Origin of the sequence: Butyrivibrio sp. AE2015 (genome assembly GCF_000420825.1) — a bacterium.
GTDB lineage: Bacteria > Bacillota > Clostridia > Lachnospirales > Lachnospiraceae > Butyrivibrio.
Window position 1 is genome coordinate 21059 of record NZ_ATVR01000015.1, and the last position, 22697, is coordinate 43755.

16 protein-coding genes are annotated in these 22697 nt (G+C 38.6%); 1 reads left to right on the plus strand and 15 read right to left on the minus strand.

Annotated features, from left to right (window positions below; genetic code table 11):
• Window positions 1–2 precede the first annotated feature (2 nt).
• The 13 genes from G585_RS0108985 to G585_RS17690 form a co-directional block, all read right to left on the minus strand.
• The gene (locus G585_RS0108985) at window positions 3–1127 is read right to left on the minus strand and encodes an FtsW/RodA/SpoVE family cell cycle protein (protein WP_022774469.1); all 1125 of its coding nucleotides are present in this window, start codon (window positions 1125–1127) and stop codon (window positions 3–5) included.
• 10 nt (window positions 1128–1137) lie between these two features.
• A complete protein-coding gene (locus tag G585_RS0108990) occupies window positions 1138–3996 on the minus strand; it encodes a penicillin-binding transpeptidase domain-containing protein (RefSeq protein ID WP_022774471.1) in 2859 nt (952 codons plus the stop codon).
• The gene (mreD, locus tag G585_RS0108995) at window positions 3989–4513 is read right to left on the minus strand and encodes a rod shape-determining protein MreD (RefSeq protein WP_022774472.1); all 525 of its coding nucleotides are present in this window, start codon (window positions 4511–4513) and stop codon (window positions 3989–3991) included. Before mreD ends, G585_RS0108990 begins: the two co-directional genes overlap by 8 nt.
• An 8-nt stretch (window positions 4514–4521) precedes the next feature.
• Entirely contained in the window at window positions 4522–5391 is an 870-nt protein-coding gene (gene mreC, locus G585_RS0109000; protein ID WP_022774473.1) for a rod shape-determining protein MreC, read from the minus strand.
• The gene (gene mreB / locus G585_RS0109005) at window positions 5392–6396 is read right to left on the minus strand and encodes a rod shape-determining protein (protein WP_022774475.1); all 1005 of its coding nucleotides are present in this window, start codon (window positions 6394–6396) and stop codon (window positions 5392–5394) included.
• Window positions 6397–6405: 9 nt separating this feature from the next.
• On the minus strand, window positions 6406–7119 hold the full coding sequence (gene radC, locus G585_RS0109010) for a RadC family protein (RefSeq protein WP_051142982.1): 714 nt from the start codon (window positions 7117–7119) through the stop codon (window positions 6406–6408).
• 79 nt (window positions 7120–7198) lie between these two features.
• Window positions 7199–8482: a methionine gamma-lyase family protein gene (locus tag G585_RS0109015; RefSeq protein ID WP_026663895.1), complete on the minus strand. Its 1284-nt coding sequence runs from the start codon at window positions 8480–8482 to the stop codon at window positions 7199–7201.
• On the minus strand, window positions 8472–9413 hold the full coding sequence (miaA, locus tag G585_RS0109020) for a tRNA (adenosine(37)-N6)-dimethylallyltransferase MiaA (RefSeq protein ID WP_022774479.1): 942 nt from the start codon (window positions 9411–9413) through the stop codon (window positions 8472–8474). Before miaA ends, G585_RS0109015 begins: the two co-directional genes overlap by 11 nt.
• Complete coding sequence (gene mutL / locus G585_RS0109025; RefSeq protein WP_022774481.1) at window positions 9410–11443, minus strand: DNA mismatch repair endonuclease MutL; 2034 nt, start codon at window positions 11441–11443, stop codon at window positions 9410–9412. Before mutL ends, miaA begins: the two co-directional genes overlap by 4 nt.
• Window positions 11444–14122, minus strand: coding sequence for a DNA mismatch repair protein MutS (gene mutS, locus G585_RS0109030; RefSeq protein ID WP_022774482.1), 2679 nt, complete (start codon window positions 14120–14122; stop codon window positions 11444–11446).
• Window positions 14123–14168: 46 nt separating this feature from the next.
• Window positions 14169–15629, minus strand: coding sequence for a tRNA (N6-isopentenyl adenosine(37)-C2)-methylthiotransferase MiaB (gene miaB, locus G585_RS0109035; protein ID WP_022774484.1), 1461 nt, complete (start codon window positions 15627–15629; stop codon window positions 14169–14171).
• A complete protein-coding gene (pepT, locus tag G585_RS0109040) occupies window positions 15629–16876 on the minus strand; it encodes a peptidase T (RefSeq protein ID WP_022774485.1) in 1248 nt (415 codons plus the stop codon). Before pepT ends, miaB begins: the two co-directional genes overlap by 1 nt.
• The gene (locus G585_RS17690) at window positions 16873–18810 is read right to left on the minus strand and encodes an alpha-amylase (protein WP_022774486.1); all 1938 of its coding nucleotides are present in this window, start codon (window positions 18808–18810) and stop codon (window positions 16873–16875) included. Before G585_RS17690 ends, pepT begins: the two co-directional genes overlap by 4 nt.
• Window positions 18811–18938: 128 nt before the next feature.
• Here G585_RS17690 and G585_RS0109050 point away from each other — a divergent pair, with 128 nt between their 5' ends.
• Window positions 18939–19295 carry a DUF1292 domain-containing protein gene (locus tag G585_RS0109050; RefSeq protein WP_022774488.1) on the plus strand — a complete coding sequence of 119 codons (357 nt, stop codon included), beginning with the start codon at window positions 18939–18941 and terminating at the stop codon, window positions 19293–19295.
• On the opposite strand, the gene G585_RS0109055 is transcribed toward G585_RS0109050, so the two are convergent.
• Window positions 19232–21154 (minus strand): ATP-dependent helicase, encoded by a 1923-nt coding sequence (locus G585_RS0109055; protein ID WP_022774489.1) that lies wholly within the window; start codon window positions 21152–21154, stop codon window positions 19232–19234. The genes G585_RS0109050 and G585_RS0109055 overlap by 64 nt on opposite strands.
• Complete coding sequence (gene gltX, locus G585_RS0109060; RefSeq protein ID WP_022774490.1) at window positions 21144–22607, minus strand: glutamate--tRNA ligase; 1464 nt, start codon at window positions 22605–22607, stop codon at window positions 21144–21146. Before gltX ends, G585_RS0109055 begins: the two co-directional genes overlap by 11 nt.
• Window positions 22608–22697: the final 90 nt, after the last annotated feature.

A 22697-nucleotide genomic window follows, 5' to 3' on the forward strand; every position in this document is an offset into this window, starting at 1 on the left:
CTTTAACCTCTCCCCAAAATATATTTATTTCCTTGAAGTCTGACATTTAGCACGAAGCCAATGCCTACATAAACACTTAAAAGCGAAGTTAGACCGGCACTTACGAAAGGAAGTGGAAGTCCTGTATTAGGCAAGACTCCGGTTGCAACTCCTATGTTTATAATTCCCTGGAAGCCAATCCAGCCTCCAACGCCGGCAGCAATTACTTCACCCGCTTTATCCTTGGCCCTCATTGAGATCATGAAGCATTCAATGGCAATACCAAGAATCAAAACCACAACAATACATGCCCCAATGAAACCAAACTCTTCACCGATAACAGTGAAAATGAAGTCTGTCTGGGACTCTGATATAAATCCGCCATTAAGAACAGAGCTTATCTCATTGGTGTTATAACCCTTGCCGTAAAGCTGACCTGAACCAATAGCCATCATAGAATTAAGTGTCTGATAAGCCTCAGAATTAGCATACTCTTCAGGATGTAGCCATGCAAGAATTCTACGCTGCTGATAGTCCTTAAGAATACTGCTGTCTTCCTGAACAGCATTATAAATTATAAATAATACTGAAGGAATAGAAACAGATAAAACAAAGACGACTAACTTCCAATTCACCCCGGCAACAAAGATCATTGATGAAAAAATCATCATTACCATTATGCATGTTGAAAGGTCGGGCTGCTTAAAGATAAGCCCCAAGGGAAGCGCAAGCAGTGCCAAGCAAATCAGAACAAAGCTTATGTTCTTAACTTTGTCCTTATATTTCATGATAAACTGAGCATAAAATAAAATCAATAAAATTTTGGCCGCCTCAGATGGCTGGAATGTTATTCCAAATAGATTTATCCATCTTTGAGCTCCGTTTGTGCTGCTTCCCAAAGGAGATAAAACAAGGCCCAAAAGAGCTACATTCAATATATAAAACGGAATATAAAGTTTTATCAAAAACGAATAATCAAGTAGTGAAATAAAAACCATTAAAACCACGCCAAAGACCATACCTGCTGTCTGTTTGGAGACATAGGACGGGTTAGCTGAGCTGATAGCCATTATTCCAAATATTGTAAGACCAATTACCATTATGACCAAAGGAAAGTCATAATCCATTATCTTGTATTTCTTTAACATTTTTCCCCCATTAATCGGCGTTTGTAGCACCATCCTGAAGTTCTCTTGCTGTACCTGAAAGAATATCATCCTCATCTCTAAGTTCAAAGTAATAAGAAAGAGCTTCTTTTGTGATCTGTGCAGCATAGCTTGAGGTATAACCATAAGCAATTCGTGTTGCTATTGCAATTTCAGGCTTTTCATAAGGTGCATAACAAATAAAGAGTGAGTGGTTTGGTCTGCTCTTTGATTCCTGCGCTGTACCTGTCTTACCGGCTACGTTAACTCCAAGATTTGCATAATAGGATTTGTCCTGTACAACCTGTCTCATACCTAAATGAATAGCATTCCAGTAAGACTGTGGCATATCGATAGTATTTCTGACAGATGCACTGTACTCTTCAAGCAGATTGCCGCTTGAATCAGTAGTTTTATCTATAAGAGAAAGATTATAACATGTACCACTGTTTGCAATAGTTGTTACATATCTTGCAAGTCCTATAGTTGTATATGAATGACTACCCTGTCCAATAGCAGAACGTACAGCGTCCTGATCTGATACAGAAGGCTCTGATTCTGCAATTTCTATACCTGATTTTTCTGTGAGGCCATACATATCGGCATACTGGGCAAGTTTTTCAAGACCGGTTTCTGAGGAATAAGAACTGCCCAAAAGGCCAAGTCTGTAACCAACTTCATAGAAAAATACGTTACATGAATTACGAATACCTCCTGTAACATTTAAGTTACCGTGCCCACTTGGATAAATCCAACACCTTGGCGGGTGATCAAGCTTATCAAAAATACCTCCGCAGAAAATTGTGGAATCAGTTGTAATAACTCCTTCCGTAAGACCTGCTGTAGCAGAAACAATCTTAAATGTTGAACCTGGAGCTGTCTTCTGCTGTGTGGCATAATTGTACAGAGGATTTGATTTGTCACTTCTAAGCTTGGCATAGTATTCAGCATCAACGCCGTTTGCCATTTTGTTGTTATCATATCCTGGATACGAAACTATAGCCAGTACATCACCTGAATTAACATCTGTAACAACCATTGATCCTGTGCAGGGATCAAGAGCAAGCTGAGCAGGTGTAATATCCAGGTTGGATATCCTGTTAGTCATAAAGGTATAGGCTGTCTCTCCGCCTCTATCCCATATTCCCTGCTCTTCATCTGACAATGTAACTTTTCCCTGTTCAAGAAGAAGGTTACAAACCTGAGTGCCACTTATGTTTCCATCCAGTAGAAGATATTTATAGAGTCTTGTCTGGAAATCGTAATCAGATGACATCTTATCAATGATATAATCTACTATCTGAGCAAAGATTTCTTCAGAATCGGCATACTGATTGTCGATGCTGAGTTTAGAAACATCGATCCAGTTCATGGCGATAGCATATTTTAAATACTCAGTCAGAGAAATTGTCTCATCTGTTGTCCAGGCAACATATACATCATCTTCTTTATCTACAAGAGTAGAATTGATAACCCCATCGGAATAAAGCATTGATGCAATATGGCTCATGTACCACTGATATTCACTGCTAAGGGCATTATAAGGAGTTTTTACAGTTTCAAATTCTTCCCTGAGTCTTGAAAGAACTGTAGCATTCTTACTTGTGAATGCTTCATATACTGCTTTCTCTGTTTCTTTTGCGTCATCCTCAGCAAAATGAGGTATGTCCACAACATCGTTATCAAAAATTGCATAATAAACGTCGTAAATCGGGATAACAATGCTGCTTGAACTACTTGTCTCTGTATATGTGTATGTCTTTACATTCTGGATCTTGGAAACAAGGATACCTGCAAGTGACTGCTCAATAATATCGTAGCAGGCTTCAGTCAGATCCTTATCAATAGTAAGATAAACATCGTTACCGGCAATAGAATCCACATAATTGCTGGTCTCGATAACCTGACCTGTATTATCTACGTAAACGGTCTCAGATCCCTTTGTACCCTGAAGTACAGACTCCATAGCCTGCTCAATTCCAGACTTACCAACAGTATCATTAAGTCCATAGCTTGAATTTATCTGCTGAAGCTCAGCAAGTTCATCCTCTGAAACCTTACCGGTATAACCAAGAAGATGTGAAAAATACTGCGCATCAACATACTTTCTGGCTGTGTTCTCCTCAATAGAAACACCTTCAAGCATGCCCAGATTCTCCATAACATCAGCAACTGTCTGATCGCTTACATCAGAAGCAACTGTAGTATCAATGTACTTCTGATAACTGTTAGAATCCATATTGTAACGAACTGTCAGAATCTTAAGTGCTCTGTCATTGTTATAGCCTCTTCTTGCTACAAAAGAAGAAGAAACTCCTGGAGTTTCATACTCTCCTACACCAAACTTTTTGCATAGGTCATCAATAACATTCTCAGGAGTTTTTGTCTTTTCCTCGTACTTAAGGTCATTAATAGATGTATGTCCATAAACATCTGCCAGGAATCTTAGAAGTGAATTTCCTGTGACCTTAAACTCAAATTCATTGCTCTCATTGAGGATAATATTGAAATCCTGATCTACTGTATCACCATTTTCTTCGATGATATCTATAAGAGCATTTAATGTCTGGTTGATAGCTGTATTTTTGCCGGATCCAGACTTATAAACGTCCTCTATAGTTACAGAATTGGCAAGTTCATTGTAAGCTAAAAGATTGCCGTTTCTGTCATAGATATTTCCTCTTGTAGCAGCTATAGTCTTTTCTTTTTTTATTCTTAACTTAAAGGTATCAAGATAATACTCGCCATTTATTACCTGCAGCGAAAAAAGCCTGTATATCATTACACAGGCTAAAGTAAACAGAACAAAAGAAACTATTACTGCTCTGGAAGTTATAAATTTAATAATGTTTTCTTTTACTTCATCAAACAAATTTCTTGGCGCTCCTTTGTTCCTTTTCGTCAATTATATTATTGACCTTAAGGATGATCGGATAAATAAATATAGCTACGATAGCTGTATACACAACTTCAGGTATTATTACTGTCTGCATGTAATAGCCTATATTAAATTTGGTCCTGAACAAGAACATCAGGATATAACAGACAAAGCCAAAAACAAAGTCTGATATTGTTATTACCATGATTGGGATAGCAACATTTTGTGAAAAAAAGATAATGTGAAGCTTTCCTACAATAAATCCAATATACATGTAGATAAGTGCAAAAAAGCCCAGATATGTTCCAAAGAAAATATCGACTAAAAGGCCGCAAAAAAAGCCTGTTAAAAGTCCCGCTTTATCTCCCTTGATAAAAGCTGTCGAAGAAGTCATTATCATAAGGACATTGGGCGCTATTCCACCAAAGTCCAGTGCCCTGAAAAGCGTAGTCTGTAAAATAAATGAAACTATGATAAATATGAAGTTTACAAGTATACGCCTAATATTCATAAAAAATCTTAATTTCCACCATTATTCTTAACTTGTAATATCACCAGTACTTCATTCATATGTTCAAAGTCCACTGCAGGAGAAAGAGTTCCTGACTTAGTAAGATTATTTGAATCATCTTCCAAAGTAGAAATATATCCTATCAGAATTCCGGGAAGATACTTATCACTGATATTTGAAGTTACTATCTTGTCACCGATGCTGACCTTATCTGCATCATCAACAAGTTTAGAAAAGCTTATATATCCACTTCTGTAGAGCTCTAGGTCTCCTGTAACGATAAGGTTATCAGAAGAAGAAAGAACCATTCCGCTCACAGCAGAATTATCAGCTATTATAGACTGAACCTTTGCCCAGTCTGGTCCAACGTCAATTACTCTTCCAACAAGACCTGCACCTGCAATGACATTCATATCGATTGCAATACCATCATCAGAGCCCTTATCTATAACAAAAGAATAATACCAGTTGCCCGCATCCTTGGCGATGATCCTGGCTCCGGTCTTAGGGTAATCACTATATTTTGAATCAAGTTCATATAATTCACGAAGCTCAGTGAGCTCATATTTTTCCTGTTCCAGGTTTGTATTGGCAATAGTGAGCTCATCTATCTGACTCTTTAGTCTCTCGTTTTCATCAAGAAGCTGTGTGATGGAGGCAAGTTTATCTGTAGTCTCTTTTATATAGCTTGAACAGATTGTGATTCCCTTTTGAAATGGCACAACAAAAACACCTGCAAACGAGTTCAAAGGACCCGTAAACAGATTAGTGTTAAATGTAATAACAATTAACGCCGTACATAGAATTGTTAAAATAAAGAGGAGATATTTACTTGGAAGGGTAAATTCTTCTCCTCTTTGCCTTATGATGGGACTCATTTATCTATCCTCTTCGATTCCATATGCAAGAGGTTTATACTGATCATCTTTAATAATCTTGGCAAGACCAAGCGCGCCTGAACCAATAGGGTTCTCAGCGATATTTACGTTAAGTCCAACACCATTACTAAGTCTCTGTGCAAGGTGACAAACCTGTGAAGCACCACCTGTGAGATATAATCCATGTTTAAAGATATCAGCAGCAAGTTCAGGTGGAGTCTTCTCAAGAGTAGCTTTAACATTATCAAGAATAACATCAAAGTTCTCAACAAGTGCCTGGTTAAGAAGATCTGTAGGGATCTTTCTCTCAACAGGAAGTCCTGTAACAATGTCTCTTCCGTATACAACAGCTTCTTTACCCTCTTTTTCGAGTTCCTTAAGAGAAATCTTAACGTTTTCAGATGTCTTTTCACCAATAAGAAGTCCGAATTCCTTACGGATTACGTTTCTGATAGATTCATCAAACTTCTTGCCGCCCACCTTAATAAGCTTACTTACAACGATACCGCGAAGTGAAAGGATTGAGATCTCTGTTGTGTCATAGCCAACATTTACAACTAAAACGCCCTGAGAATTCATAACATCTACGTTCATTCCAAGTCCGTCAGCAAGAGGCTTTTTAACCATCATGATCTTTTTTGCCTTGATCCCGGCGTCATTGATAAGATCATGGAAAGCTCTTCTCTCAACTTCTGTAACATCCTTAGGTACTGCAATATAAACATCACAAGGCTTAACGCTGCCCTTCATCTGATCTGTTATAAAGAGTTTAACAAGTGTCTCCATATGCTCAATATCAGCAATAACACCGCTGTTAAGAGGATATGATATCTTGATCTTGTCAGGAGCTTTTTCATACATCTCGTATGCAGAGTTTCCATAAGCGAAGATATTAGTCTTATTCTCAATAGCGATCATGTTCTTTTCTACTGTAAGACTGTCCTCATCCCTGTTGAAGATTTTGATATTGCTTGTTCCAAGATCAATTCCAAAAATATTAGCCATTTCTTCTCCTTATTGCCATAAAAGCCCTTTTTCTCCAAAGCTGTAATATGACTGATTTCCTATTATAATATGATCTATAAGCCTGATATCAAGCATATTGCCTGATTCGCTGATCTTACTAGTAAGTTCCGCATCTGCCCTCGACGGAGTCGGATCTCCGCTTGGATGATTATGCAAAAGAACTATACAAGATGCACTACTTTTAAGCGCATGCGTGAATATGTCTCTGGGAGACACCAAAGCTGAATTAACCGTACCTATTGATAATACAGATTCATTTATAAGCTTATGCTTATTATTGAGGCAAAGAAGCACTGCCTTTTCCCTTTCTTCATGCCGCATTTTTTCCATATATATAGATGCGATCTGACTTGAAGACTCAAAGAAAGTTCCGCTAAAAGAACTTTGGACAGCCATTCTCTTAGCAAGCTCCGTAAGGCATTTTAGCTTAACAGCCTTAACTTCTCCAATGCCATGCACACTTTTCAGTTCATCAAGTGTCAGAGAAAAAAGCCCGTTTAGTCCTCTCTCTTTACCATTGGACAAGCTTAATATCTCATGGGCAATTTCTATTGGTGAGGAATTGCCACTGCCTGTGCGAATGATGATTGCAAGCAGTTCAGCATCTGTAAGGCACTCCGGTCCTGCACTTATAAAGCGCTCATAAGGAAGCATTTCCTTATAGGCACTGCTTCCAAACATCTTATTATTTATTGTATTCATCTTTACCTTTCTGATATAACGCAATGCGCCGCTTCTCCAGGCAATCAGAAAAGTACAAAATGGTACAGCTAATAGTTTATCACAAAGATACCATTTTTACATCATAAAGCTTTTGCAAAGTCTTTAAAATACCATATTTTGCGTGTGGCCAGGTAAGTCCACCCTGGAAAAATACTGAATATGGCTCTTTTATAGGTCCATCGGCTGAAAGCTCAATGGAGGAGCCTGATACAAATGCTCCTGCAGCCATGATAACCTGTGCATCATAGCCAGGCATATCCCAAGGCTCTGGTGTAACAAAAGAATCAACCGGCGCTGCAGCCTGAATTCCCTCACAGAAAGCAATAACTCCCTCAGGTTTGCCAAAAGTAACTGCCTGAATAATATCAAATCTGTCTTCGCTTCCGTTAGGACAAACATCAAAGCCAAGTTTTTCATAGATATTTGCTGCAAATATTGCACCCTTTAAGGCTGAAGCCGTTACAGTAGGTGCAAGGAAGAATCCCTGATAAAACTGAGGAAGGATTCCAAGAGAAGCTCCAACTTCCTTACCAAGTCCTGGGGAAGTAAGTCTGAAAGCTGCATTTTCAACACACTCTTTTTTACCTGCAATATATCCACCAATTGGGGCAAGTCCGCCACCAGGGTTCTTTATCAGTGAACCAACAACCATATCTGCGCCCAGATCTGTAGGTTCAATTCTCTCAACAAACTCTCCATAGCAGTTATCAACCATACAGAGAACGTCTTTTTTAATGCCCTTGATAAAGCTTATGAGTTCTCCGATCCTCTCTACAGAAAGTGTAGGTCTTGTCTGATATCCCTTTGATCTCTGGATAGTTACAAGCTTGATATTCTCATTTTCAAGTAATACTTTTTTGATATTCTCATAATCAAAGCTTCCGTCAGGTAAAAGATCTACCTGTGAATATGAAACTCCATACTCAGCAAGTGAACCCTTTGAAGGTCTTATTCCGATTACTTCTTCCAATGTATCGTAAGGCTTTCCAACAGGAGAAAAAAGCATATCTCCCGGGCGAAGGTTACTCATAAGAGCAAGTGCAAGTGCATGTGTTCCGCATGTGATCTGAGGTCTTACAAGAGCATCCTCTGCATGGAAAACTGAGGCATAGACTGCTTCAAGCTTTTCTCTTCCGATATCGTTATATCCGTAGCCTGTAGTTCCAAGAAGGCAGGCTTCACTAACCTTATTATCCTGCATTGCCTTAAGAACCTTAAGCTGATTGTACTCAGCAGTCTCATCTATGGCCTTAAATCTTGGCTCAAGCTCCTTTAAAATCTTTTCTCCAAACTCATAAACTTCCCTTGATATACCAAGGGCTTCATACATATTACTGTTCATTTCCATAAATCCTAAGCATCTCTTTCAATATTAAATCTTCATCATGGCCGAAAGCTTCTTTATCAAGCCATATTACATCTCTTTCACGTCTAAACCAGGTAAGCTGTCTCTTCGCAAAGTGCCTTGTGTTGAGCTTTATCAGATAAATAGCTCTATCAAGGTCGTATTCGCCATTTAAATATCCGATCATTTCCCTGTATCCAAGGCTTTGCATTGACGTTGCCGTCATTGGGATGTCCATCTTAACAAGATCCCTTACCTCCTGTTCAAGCCCATCGGATATCATTTTATCGACGCGAGCGTCTATGCGTGAGTATAACGTTTTTCTATCATCTGTCAATACAAAGTAGGTAAAATCATACGGCGAATCATTGTTACTCTGCTCTTTATTGTGTTCTGATATCTTTTTTCCTGTCTTTTTATAATACTCCAAGGCTCTTATAACACGCTTAGAGTTGTTCTCATGAATTATTTCCGCCGACTGAGGATCCACTTTTTTCAGCTCTTCAAAGAGTTTATGGCCTTCACCGTTTTCCGCTCTTTTCTCAAGCTCTTTTCTATAGGAATCATCCTCATCAGTTTCTGTAAAATCTATGTCACGAAGTACAGCCTGAATATAAAAGCCTGTACCACCAACAAGAATCGGAACTTTTCCTCTTGAAGAAATATCATCTATAGCTTCTTTTACAAGCTTTTGAAACAAAAAGACATTAAAATCTTCCTTGGGATCAAGAAAATCTATAAGGTGGTGCCTTACTCCTCCCATTTTCTCGGGAGATATCTTATCAGTTCCGATATTCATATATTTATAGACCTGCATAGAATCAGCGGAGATTATCTCTCCGCCAATAGCTTTTGCAAGTTCAATTGATAGCTTTGATTTACCAACTGCAGTTGGTCCTGTTAAAACAACAAGCTTTTGTTTACTCATTCCACTACTCGCTTAAATTTCTTATCAATCTCATACTTGGACATCGATATAATTGTAGGTCTTCCATGAGGGCAATTATATGGATTTTCAAGTGTCAGCAGTTCATCTAAAAGAGCTTCAAGCTCAGTCCTGGACATTCTGGTATTTCCCTTTACTGAAGCCTTACAAGCCATACTTGCTATCTTGTAGTTGATGACATCAGGCGTTCTGTCAAGGCTTGTTTCATGTGAGAGTTCATCAAGGATCTCAATAAACATCTCTTTTTCATTCTCACAGCCAAAAAGATCTACAGGAATTGCTCTCATAGCGTATTCATGGCCACCAAAGTTCTCGATATTAAATCCAAGTTTTTCAAAATATTGTCTGTATTTAAGGAAAAGCTCCTCTTCAGCTGCAGAAAGAGAAATGATAACAGGAGGATTAACCATCTGTGAAAGCTGTTCTCCTGATTTATATCTCTTCATCATACGCTCATAATTAACTTTTTCATGAGCGGCATGCTGATCCATAAGGAATATCTTATCCTTAAAGCCTATGATCCAATAAGTTCCAAAGATCTGACCTATTATCTCATATTCCTTTACGTTTTCCTTACTGAGAACCTTTTCATCAAAAAGATTAAGCTGAACAGGCTTTTCTACTATAACAGCCTCATCCTGCTTGATTATAGGTGAAGGTTTCTCGGTTTCTTTTGCCTTTGAGCCATCCGAATCGCCAAAGATTCTGGTCCAGACTGCAGATTTATTGGAATCTTCAATCTTAATTGGTTCTGCCTTGATTCCAGTTGCAAAAACAGGCTCATCTTCCTTTAACCTGTTTTCTTCGAATCTGACTTTTTCAAAGGGCTGAGGAGCAATGTATTTCTGGGGTTTTTCCTCTTTCTTTGCCGCAACTTTATCATCATCTTCAAAATCACTGAGAATTTCCGGTTTTTTATTATCAGGTGCCTCGGCCACAGTGCCTGCATTTAATGCATTTTCATCATTACCGGTATTTTTCTTTACAGGTTCATCCTCCCCAAGGAGTGCATCAGGGATCATTTCATGACTTCGCAGAGTGTTTTCTACATTTGTCCTTATGAAATCATAAAGAGCAGGCTGGTTTCCAAATCTTACCTCGAGCTTTGCAGGGTGAACATTAACATCAACCATAGCAGGGTCAAGCCTAAGATGCAGAACTGCAAAAGGGAACTTATGCATCATAAGATACTGCTTGTAGCCTTCTTCAAGGGCTTTGGACATGACCTTATCTTTTACATATCTTCCATTTACAAAAAAGATCTCAAAATTCCTGTTCGATCTGTTTATGGAAGGTTCTCCCAAATACCCCTCAAGGGTATAGCCGTTACCTGAAACATTTATCGGAACAAGGCTTACAGAAATATCTCTTCCGTAAATCCTGTAGATTATCTCCTTAAGATCGCCGTTTCCTGTTGTAGAGAATTTATCCTCTTTATTGTTTATGTAGTGAAAAGAAACTGTTGGGTTATCAAGAGCAAGATGCTCCATTACATCCCCAATATAGCTTCCTTCTGTCTGAGGAGTCTTAAGGAACTTCTTTCTGGCAGGAGTATTGTAAAAAAGATTCCTCACTATAAGTGAAGTTCCATCTGGCGCTCCAATCTCTTCAAAAGAAATCTCTTCGCCGCCATTTATGGTATATCTTGTGCCTGTAAGGTCATCAGAAGTCTTAGTTATCATATCAACCTGAGCAACTGATGAGATACTTGAAAGAGCCTCACCTCTAAATCCAAGGGAATGAATGGTATAAAGGTCATCGATGCAGGTAAGCTTACTGGTAGCATGACGTTTAAAGGCCTTGCGGATCTGACTTTTTTCGATTCCGCTGCCATTATCGGTTACGCGGATCATGTCGATACCGCCGCCCTTTATCTCAACTGTAACTGCCGTTGCACCTGAATCGATGGCATTTTCAACAAGCTCTTTTACAACACTTGCAGGCCTTTCTACAACTTCACCTGCAGCAATCTGATCTATGGTATTTTTGTCCAGTTCATTAATAAAAGCCATTTAGTTTTTCCACCTGTTTTTCAAATCACTTTGAAGCTTATAAAGCGTATTAAGTGCATCCATTGGAGTAAGTGTTGTTATATCTATTTCCTGTAATCTTTTTAATACATCTTCATCTGTGACTGTATCAAAAAGAGTCATCTGATCTATATCCACATCATCGTAGTGCTGGACTTTGACTTTTTTATCGTTTTTGGATTCTTTGGCAATGCTCTGAACCTTTTCAGTAATGTCGTTATCTGTAAGCTCAGTCACAATCTCTTTTGCCCTGTCAATTACCATATCAGGCACGCCTGCAAGCTTGGCAACCTGAATACCGTAGCTCTTATCAGCACCGCCTTTGATGATCTTACGCAAAAATACGATATCATCGCCATTTTCCTTAACTGCAATGCAATAGTTATTTACATTGTCCATTTTGCCCTCAAGCTCAGTAAGCTCATGATAATGAGTGGCAAACAAAGTCTTGGCTCCAAGTATCTTTCTGTTGCTGATATGTTCTGTTACAGCCCAGGCTATCGCAAGTCCGTCATATGTAGAAGTACCACGTCCTATCTCATCAAGAATAAGAAGGGAGTTGGGAGTTGCATTTCTGAGGATATTGGCAACCTCATTCATCTCAACCATAAAAGTGGACTGACCGCTTCCAAGGTCATCTGATGCACCAACTCTTGTAAATATCCTGTCAACAACGCAGATGTCAGCTTTATCAGCAGGTACAAAAGAGCCTATCTGCGCCATTAAAACTATAAGCGCCGACTGTCTCATATAGGTTGACTTACCGGCCATATTAGGACCTGTAATAATTGATATGCAGTGCTTTTTATTATCAAGGTATGTATCATTTGAAATGAACATATCTGAAGAATCCAGCATTCTCTCAACTACCGGATGTCTTCCGTTTTTGATATTGATAATACCCTTTTCATTAAGAGAAGGCTTAACATATCTGTTCTTTTCAGCCACATAGGCAAGTGATGCATACACATCCAAAAGAGCTATGGATTTAGCTGTACTCTGTATTCTATTTATCTCAAGAGCTATAGAATCCCTGATCTTGCAGAACATGTCGTACTCAAGGTTATTTAACTTATCCTGTGCATTAAGAATAGTATCCTCAAGTTCTTTTAACTTAGGTGTTGTATATCTCTCGCAATTAGTAAGAGTCTGCTTTCTGATGAAGTAATCAGGCACCTTGTCCTTAAATGAGTTTGTAACTTCAAAGGAATATCCAAACACATTGCTGTATTTGATCCTAAGGTTTTTTATACCTGTATTTTCTTTTTCTTCCTCTTCAAGCTGTGAAAGCCAGACTTTACCATTAGTTCCAGCTTCTCTGAAATGATCTATATCTTTGTCAAAACCGTCTTTAATGATTCCGCTCTCTTTTATGGCAAGTGGTGGTTCCTCCACTATGGCACTGTCAATAAGATCATGGATATCAGTTAAAGGATCAAGATTTTCAGTAAGCTTTTTTATTTCAGGATCATCCTGAATATCCAAAAGAGCTGTGATAATTGCAGGAATCATCTTGATTGAATTCCTGAATGCCAAAAGGTCTCTTGGATTAGCAGTCTTAAAGACAATTTTTGACATCAGCCTTTCAAGATCATATACAGGATTTAAGTATTCCCTGATTTCTTCTCTTGTAACGACGTTCTTCAAAAGAGTATCAACTGCACCCTGTCTTAAAAGGATCTCATCCTTTTCAATAAGGGGCTGCTCAATGAAGCTTCTAAGAGTTCTGGCTCCCATGGCAGTCTTGGTCTTATCAAGAACCCACAGAAGGGTTCCTCTTTTCTGCTTATCTCTCATTGTCTCAACAAGCTCAAGATTTCGCCTTGTTGAGCTGTCAAGCAGCATGTACTTACTTGTAAGATAAGGATAAATATGAGTGATATTTGAAATATCCGACTTCTGCATATCTGTCAGATACTGCAGTAAAGATCCGGCAGCCACTATTCCGTTTGGAAAATCATCTATTCCAAGTCCTATGAGAGAAGAAACCTTAAAATGCCTTAAAAGGAGCCTTTTGCAGGAATCCTCATCATAGTACCTTGAATCTAACGGATTTACAAAAATCTGAAGTCTGTTCTTTAGATCATTTATATCGATCCCGGAAAAAGTAAAGGCCTCATTACAGATGATCTCAGATGGCATATACTTTACAATTTCATCGTTGCAGGCTCTTAAAGAGTCAACTTCAGTAAGATAATAATCTCCGGTGGTCACATCAGCTATAGAGATTCCTATGCTGTCAGGTGAATAAAGAACACTCATGATATAGTTGTTCTTTGTTTCCTCAAGGGACTGCATATTAAGATTGGTTCCGGGTGTTACGATCCTTGTTACGTCTCTTTTGACTATTCCCTTAGCAAGCTTAGGATCTTCAGTCTGTTCACAGATTGCTACCTTATAGCCCCTTGAAACAAGCTTTGTAAGGTAAGAATCAACTGCATGGAATGGAACTCCGCACATTGGAGCTCTTTCCTCAAGGCCACATGCCTTTCCAGTAAGTGTAAGCTCCAACTCCTTTGATGCTACCTGTGCATCATCAAAAAAGAGTTCATAAAAGTCACCAAGTCTGTAAAAGAGAATGCAGTCCTTGTATTCAGCCTTCGTTTGAAGATAGTGCTGCATCATCGGTGAAACTTTTTCAATATCTATACTTTCAAACATGGTAGTGTTCTCCACGTTTATATCCCCATTTCATTAGATTTTAGAATTAAACCGCATGGCCCATGAAGTAGAAGCCTTTGCACTCATCAAGATGAACATTTACAAGCTCGCCTATAAGTGATTCATCTCCAGGAAAATGAACAAGTGTGTTATTGGACATTCTTCCTGTAACAAGGCTGTTATCCTGCTCGTTTACTCCCTCTACAAGAACTTCTGCAGTGATACCTGTCATCTTTTCTGACTGCTTACGGGCTGTTTCCTGAACAACTTTAAGAAGCTTATCGAAATTCTTTTTTACCTCTTCTTCAGGAACCTGATTCTCGAAAGTGGCAGCAGGTGTACCTGTTCTCTTTGAATAGATAAAGGTAAATGCATTGTCAAATCCAGCCTTCTTTACTACATCAATTGTGTCGTCTACATCGCTTTCTGTCTCCCCCGGAAAACCAACGATAATGTCTGTAGTGATTGCAACATCAGGGAGCTTCTCATGTATCTTATCTACAAGTGCAAGATAACTCTCTTTCGTGTACTTTCTGTTCATACGCCTTAAGATCTCAGTATTTCCTGACTGCAAAGGAAGATGGATATGTCTTGCAATCTTGGGATTACGGGCAATTACATCCAAAAGCTCATCTGAAAAATCCTTGGGATGAGGAGTCATGAATCTTACTCTCTCTATTCCTTTAACTTTAGATACTTCCTCCAAAAGCTCAGGGAAAGATATGCGATTTGGGTCTTCCTCTTTAAAATCAAGGCCATAAGAGTTTACATTCTGACCAAGGAGCATTACTTCCTTTACTCCATCATTTGCAAGCTTTTCACACTCTCTTATGATATCCTTAGGATTTCTTGAGCGCTCTCTTCCGCGCACATAAGGAACAATACAATATGTGCAGAAATTGTTGCATCCAAACATGATATTTACGCCTGACTTAAATGGATACTTTCTAAATACAGGAAGATCCTCGACAATCTTGTCTGTCTCCTTCCAGATATCTATGATCATTCTGTCAGAGGCAAGTGCTGTACACAAAAGCTCAGCAAACTTATAGATGTTGTGTGTTCCAAAGATAAGGTCAACAAAGCGATAGCTCTTTTTGATCTTCTCAACTGCGCTCTGCTCCTGCATAAGACAGCCACAGATAGCTATCTTCATATGAGGATTCTTTTTCTTGTGGCTTCCGCATGCGCCAAGTCGTCCATATACTCTCTGATCCGCATTATCTCTGACTGTACAGGTATTATACAGAACAAAATCTGCCTCTTCTGAATCAGTCTCTTCATATCCAACAAGCTTCAAGATAGCCAGAAGCTTTTCAGAATCTCTTGCATTCATCTGGCATCCAAAAGTCACAACACAGGCCTTTGGTGTTCTTCCAAGCTCTTTTTTCAGCTCTTCAACGTAGCCTTTTGCCTCTTCAATAAAGCCAAGCTGCTTTAAGCTCTCGGCGTCTGTTACTTCTTCTTTGTTTGCGTTTAAAATATTTATATCTTTCTTAAATTCCATTATTTATAACTCTTTCCGTACTCATTAACAATTCCAAGCAGAATATCTACTGTTTTTTCCATTTCCTGTACTGAAGCATATTCATACTTGCCGTGATAGTTGTAGCCACCTGTGCAAAGGTTTGGACATGGAAGTCCCTTATATGAAAGGCTTGCTCCGTCTGTGCCGCCTCTGATTGGGAATTCCAAAGGTGTAACACCGATATCTGTCATGGCTTTTTTAGCATTCTCAATAAGATGCATGTGAGGTCTTATCTTTTCAATCATGTTCTTGTACTGATCTCTTACTTTTACCTCTACAGTGCCCTCGCCATATTTCTTGTTCAAATATTCAGCAGCATCAATAAAGAGCTGTTTCTTTTTCTCAAACAAAGCTTCATCATGGTCACGAATAATATAGCTTGCACTTGCCTTTTCTGTTGATCCGCTTACTTCTGTCAAATGAAAGAATCCTTCTCTTCCCTGTGTATACATAGGATTCATCTGAACAGGTAAAAGAGAATGGAACTCATAGCAGATAAGTGAAGCATTTACCATTTTGTCTTTTGCATCTCCGGGATGAACGCTTCTTCCGTTTACTACGATCTTGCCCTCGGCAGCATTGAAGTTCTCATACTCAAGGTCTCCAAGCTTTCCGCCGTCAACAGTATATGCAAACTTTGCTCCAAATTTTTCGATATCAAAGTGAGCAGTTCCCTCGCCGATCTCCTCATCAGGAGTAAATGCGATCTTTATATCGCCGTGAGGAATATCAGGATTAGTCAAAAGAACTTCCGCCATAGTCATAATCTCGGCAATACCGGCCTTATCATCGGCACCAAGAAGTGTTGTTCCATCTGTAACAATAAGTGTTTCGCCCACATGATTTGAAAGCTCAGGGAAATCTTCAGGTGATAATACAACGCCAAGTTCCTTATTAAGAACAATATCTTTACCGTCATAATTCTCAACTTTTCTAGGCTTAACATCCTTGCCGCTAACTTCATCAGATGTGTCCATATGAGAAATAAAGCCGATTGCAGGTCTGTCAACATTGTCGTTTATATTTGATGGTATTGAAGCATAAACGTAGCAATGGTCCTCATCATAATAAACATCAGATGCACCTATCTCATTTAATTCTTTTACAAGGAAACGGGCAAGTTCATGCTGTTTCATTGTAGAAGGAGAAGTTCCTGTTGTGTCATCAGACTGTGTATCAAATTTTACATAGTTTAAAAATTTTGAAATTACATCGGGTCTATTCATTTTCTTTTCAACTTCCTTTTACTTTTATTATCAGGGTCAGGCTCGCTTATATAGATCCTAACTGACCTTTCGCTCATTTTTTCAACTGAATTGTTCTTTTTATCAGTATTATCTATCTTAGAAACGCTCTCCGTATCCGATATCATCTTCCAGCGAAGACCATCAGGGAGTTTGGGGAGGGCAATCTCTTCAGCCATCCAGTGCATATTGTAGCAGACATAGATAAAAGGACTGTTTTTGTCGCTCTTATCATACTGCCCGCAATAAAGCATCCCCAAAATGTGGCTGTGTCCTGTAAAATCAGGTCTCCAGGCATCTCGCCCATGACAGGAAAGATCCGGATAGCCACAGGAAATATAATCCATTAGTTTAAATGTTGATGTGTTATGAAGTACTCTATGATCAAAACGCAGCTTCAAAAGGAACTTAAAGTACTCAAATATCTCAGCATTTTTCTCAAGAGCCTTCCAATCAACCCAGCCAGTTTCATTGTCCTGGCAATATGGATTGTTATTGCCTGCCTGAGAAGAACAGAACTCATCACCGCTAAAGATCATCGGTGTTCCCTGAGCCAAAAGAAGCATTGTCAAAATGTTCTTTACCTGCTTCTTTCTAAGTTCCAGAATACTCTGCTTTCTGGTCCTTCCCTCAATTCCGCAGTTCCAGCTAAGGTTATTGTCAGTGCCATCCTTGTTGTTTTCACCGTTTTCTTCATTGTGCTTATGCTCGTAGGCAACAAGGTCAGAGAGTCTAAAGCCCTCGTAATCACAGATATAATTGATAACTCCGTGAGTATTGCCATTTGCGATCATAGCATGGAAAAAGTCACTTGCAGAGTTGTCATCACTCTTTAAAAATCTCCTGCTTGCATATAAAAATGAATTGTTATATACGGCAAGATATCTTTTGGCAGGATCAGAACTATCCTCAAACCAGTCATACCATATCTTTGCATCAGCAAAAAGCGGTTCTCTGGTTATAAGAGAAATGGGTATCCTTGCGCCCTTCAAATGAAAACCATCAACATGATAAGAGCATCTCCAGTATCTGAGTGCGTCTATCATAAGGCTCTCATTCTCATTTTCTTCGAAAAAGAACTGCATGATAACTTCAAGACCATTTTCATGCATTGTCTTTATAAAATGCTTAAATTCGTTCTCAGCATCATCAGGGTTTGAACAATAAGCTGTCCTTGGAGCAAAGTAAAAGCCCTTTTTATACCCCCAGAAATTGAGACGAGGCTTAATACTGTTAGTATTTGATATGCTGCCATCTTTGGAATACAAAAGCTCTTTTGATAAAATACCACCATGAGTCTCCAGAGTCTCAACCTCATTCATCTCAATAGCCGGCATAAGCTCAACAGTAGTAACACCTATGGATTTAAGATAAGGAATCTTATCAAGTATTCCCATAAAAGTCCCTCTGTGCTGTGAAGGAACTCCGCTTCCTGAAGACTTCGTAAATCCTCTTACATGAAGCAGGTATACAAAACTGTCTTCATAGGGAATATCGGGAAAAGAGTCATTCCCCCAGTCAAAAGAGTACTCAGAAGCCTTTAAAGTTGACCTGTTATCAAGCTTAGCCCTTATATCGCAGTCAGGAACATCAAGTCCAAAAGTCTCAAGTCCCAGAAGGTGCTTGGCATAAGAATCGCAAAAATAAGTAGAATCGACAAAATAGTTATAAGATGAGTATTCATCTATGTTTTCAATTCCTTTTATCCTTGCAGCATATATAGAACCGCGCTTCAAATACTTAGGGAATTTAATCTTAAGAGCTGTCTCTCCATCATTAGAAGTCCCTTTATAAAGCGCGATACCACAGGTCTTGTCTCCGTCAAAAACAGTTCGTACCACAAGAGACTTGTCATAATCAATATAGCAACCTAGTGGATATGGTTTTTCCTTGAGTATTTCTAGCTTTTCTGACATTTTTACTCCATCCTGTACTTGTAAATCTACATAAGCCATAATATTTTACCACAAAACTTCTCATACTGCATCGTGTCGTGCTATAATCTTGATAGATAAATCGAAAAGTTTTTTCAGGAGGATTATTAATGGAATTTTCTAAAATTGCCACAGACATGAATACAAAGATTGAAAACGATGAGCAGATGACTGTAGATGTAGAGCTTGACGGAGGTGAAGTAGTTACTTGTGCTATTATCATCGTCCTCACTGTTAATTCAAAAGACTACATTGTACTTCTCCCTCTCGATAAAAACGGACAGAACAACGATGGCAATGTTTGGTTTTATGAATTTATTTACAAGGGCGAGGAAGAAGATCCTGAACTTGGATATATAAGTGATGATGCTGAATATGAAGCTGTTGCTGAAGCTTTCAACCTCTATCTTGATGATGTAGAGTTTGATGAGCTTGTAGAACTTCCGGAAGAAGGACTTGATGGCTGATCACCATATTTTAAAGTCCACTTTGACCTTATTGGTCGTAGGAACCTTGAGGGAAGCATAGCATTTTCCTTAGTTCCTGTAACAAAGCTTACCATGAGCGCCTGTTTTGCCCTGGTCATTGCGACATAAAGCATTCGGCGCTCTTCTTCTATCTGACTGTCTGTCGCTGCCCCTCTGCTTGGAATGATCCCTTCGTTAAGATCCGGGATCCAGACCATATCAAATTCAAGCCCCTTTGAGCCATGCATAGTAAGCAGTTTTACAAAGTTTCCGTTATTTCTTTTTATCACAGCCTTTTCATCAGCTTTTTCGCCTATTATCTTATCCATTTCATTCAAAAGACTCTTTGTATCTTCAAAATTTCTCGCAAGCTTTTCAAATTCATCAAGCTGCTCTTTTTCTTTTGGAAATGCCCTGTCTATCCCGATTTCTTTTCTTATATATCTGACCGATAAGGATGGCCTCATGTGTGAGATCATATTTATCTGTGAAAAGAGCTTATTTACCTCTTCAAGCATCCTTTTATTTGACTTATAGAATCTTTTAACTCCCATTTCATTTACTATCTCTGTAGGAACCGCTTCCCTTGAAATATACCTTAAGGGTTTATTCATGATCTTGTAAAAGAACTCTCTTTTTTTCTCTACACTCGAAAACTTAAGATAATTTATTAAGACCACTACGCTTTCTGCCTCTAAAAAGCTCTTTGAGCACTCATCAAGATTAGTAGGGATTTTCTCTTCTTTTAGCATTGCTGCTATAGACATGCACTCAGAATTGGTTCTACAGATTATAGAGATATTTGAAAGATTATCTTTTTGCCTGTGAAGAAAAGATTTTATGGAATTATACTGATTTTCTTTAGTTGTAAACTTTAGTGGAACAAGGCACCCTGTGCCATTTGAACCATCTGCCTTCAGATCTTTTAAAAGTCTTTCTTTATTTTCGCCAATAACCAGAAGTGCGCTATTTAAGATATCACTGCCGCATCTGTAATTGATGTTAAGATTATAGGTTTTAGGGTCATCATCTTTAAAAGAATCAGCAAATTCAAGCATGAACCTTGGCTCGGATCCCCTAAAGCCGTAAATTGACTGGTCATCATCGCCAACAATAAAAAGATTTTTCTCTTTTCCTATCAGAAGTTCAATAACTTTATACTGCATGAGATTGATATCCTGATACTCATCTATAAGGATAAACCGAAACTTCTTTCTGCACAGATCAAGCAGCGTCTCATCATTGCACAGAAGCTCATAGCACAAAAGTATCATGTCATCAAAGTCTATTTTTTCAAATTCCATTAATGCCCTTTTATACTTCTCAAATATCTCATTAAAATACTTTGAAAAGGCAAAACAGCTGTTGCAGTCATCACTCTTTAAAGAGCTGTTCTTAATTCTTGATATTTCAGAGAGCACATTCTTACATATGTCAGTGTCTGAGTCCATTTCCTCTTTTAGAAGTGGATCTTTTTCTGCAATAGAAAAAAGAATATTATAAATGATCTTTTGCTTAAAGCTTTCATTTGCAATTTCTAAGTGTTTGAAATTTAAGTGACCAGAATTTTTGATTATCTGATAAAAGATAGAATGAAATGTTCCAAAAGTCACTTCCGGATAAGAACTATCCGTGTTCTTCATGAATCGCTGCTGCATCTCGAAAGCAGCCGCTTTGGTAAAAGTAATTACCAGAATACTGGATGGTACAACGCCTCTTACTTCAATGAGATAGCGTATCCTCGAAACTATAACAAAGGTCTTTCCGCTACCGGGCCCTGCAAGTACCATTGCAGGGCCTTTGTAATGACTGATAGCCATCATCTGAGCGGAATTACCTTGAAAATTATTATTTTTCAAGTAATGCTATTCCTTCTTTAATTCTCTTAATTGATTCTTCTTTGCCAATAACTTCCATGAGCTCTGTAGCTCCGCAAGGAGTCATCTCTTTTCCTGAAAGAGCGATTCTTACTGGCCAGAGAACATAGCCGTTCTTGTACTCATGAGACTTAACAAAATCTGAAAGACATGCATAAAGTGCATCATTTGTATAATCATCATGTGCTTCAAGAACAGGAAGAACTTCCTTAAGAACCTTTAAGCTGCTCTCAGTATCAGTCTTCATCTTCTTGTGGCAATAAATTGCTGTGTCGTATTCAGGAACTTCGTTAAAGAAGTCAACCATTGGTGCAATATCAGGCCAGATCTCAATTCTTGTCTTAACCATATTTGCGATTTTCTTAAGATCAAGGTTCTTTGTAATAGCTTTTTCAAGATAAGGCTTTGCAAGCTCAAAGAATCTGTCATCATCCATTCTCTTTAAGTACTCGCCGTTCATCCATTTAAGCTTTGTATAATCAAATACTGCAGGAGATTTATTTATTCTCTTGTAGTCAAACTTTTTAATGAGATCCTCAAGGCTCATGATCTCTTCATTATCCTCAGGAGACCAGCCAAGAAGTGCTACAAAGTTAACAACTGCCTCTGGTAAAAAGCCCTGCTCGATAAGGTCTTCGAAAGAAGAATGTCCTGATCTCTTTGAAAGCTTGTGATGCTCTTCATCTGTAATAAGTGGGCAGTGAATGTACTTTGGTACTTCCCAGCCAAATGCATCATAAAGTCTGTTGTACTTAGGTGATGATGAAATGTACTCATTACCACGAACAACATGTGTGATTCCCATAAGATGGTCATCTACAACGTTAGCAAAGTTGTATGTTGGATATCCATCAGACTTAATGAGGATCATATCATCAAGTTCTTTATTCTCAACGGATACATCTCCGTAAAGTTCATCATGGAAAGTAGTTGTTCCCTCTGTTGGGTTATTCTGTCTGATAACAAAAGGCTTCCCCTCAGCAAGGTTCTTTTCAACTTCTTCTTTTGATAAGTGAAGACAATGCTTGTCATAAACACTGATCTCTTTTGTCTCACCATCAACTTCAATTTTCTGAACGAGGCTCTTAAGTCTCTCTTCATCACAGAAGCAATAATATGCCTCGCCCTTATCGATGAGCTCCTTGGCATACTGCATGTAAATGCCTGCCTTCTGTCTCTCGCTCTGAACATATGGTCCAACAGGTCCACCGATATCCGGACCTTCATCATGAATAAGACCAGTCTCCTTAAGTGTTCTGTAGATGATTTCTGTAGCGCCCTCTACAAAACGTTCCTGATCTGTATCCTCGATTCTTAATATATAGTCACCACCTTCATGCTTAGAAATAAGATAAGCATAAAGAGCTGTTCTTAAATTTCCTACATGCATACGTCCTGTTGGGCTCGGTGCATATCTTGTACGAATCTTAACCATATCTGCTCCTATCTTTTTTATTAGATGTGCTTAAAACGACTATCTTTAAGCGCCTCTATATAGTAATATCACGTTTTTTATAACAAAACA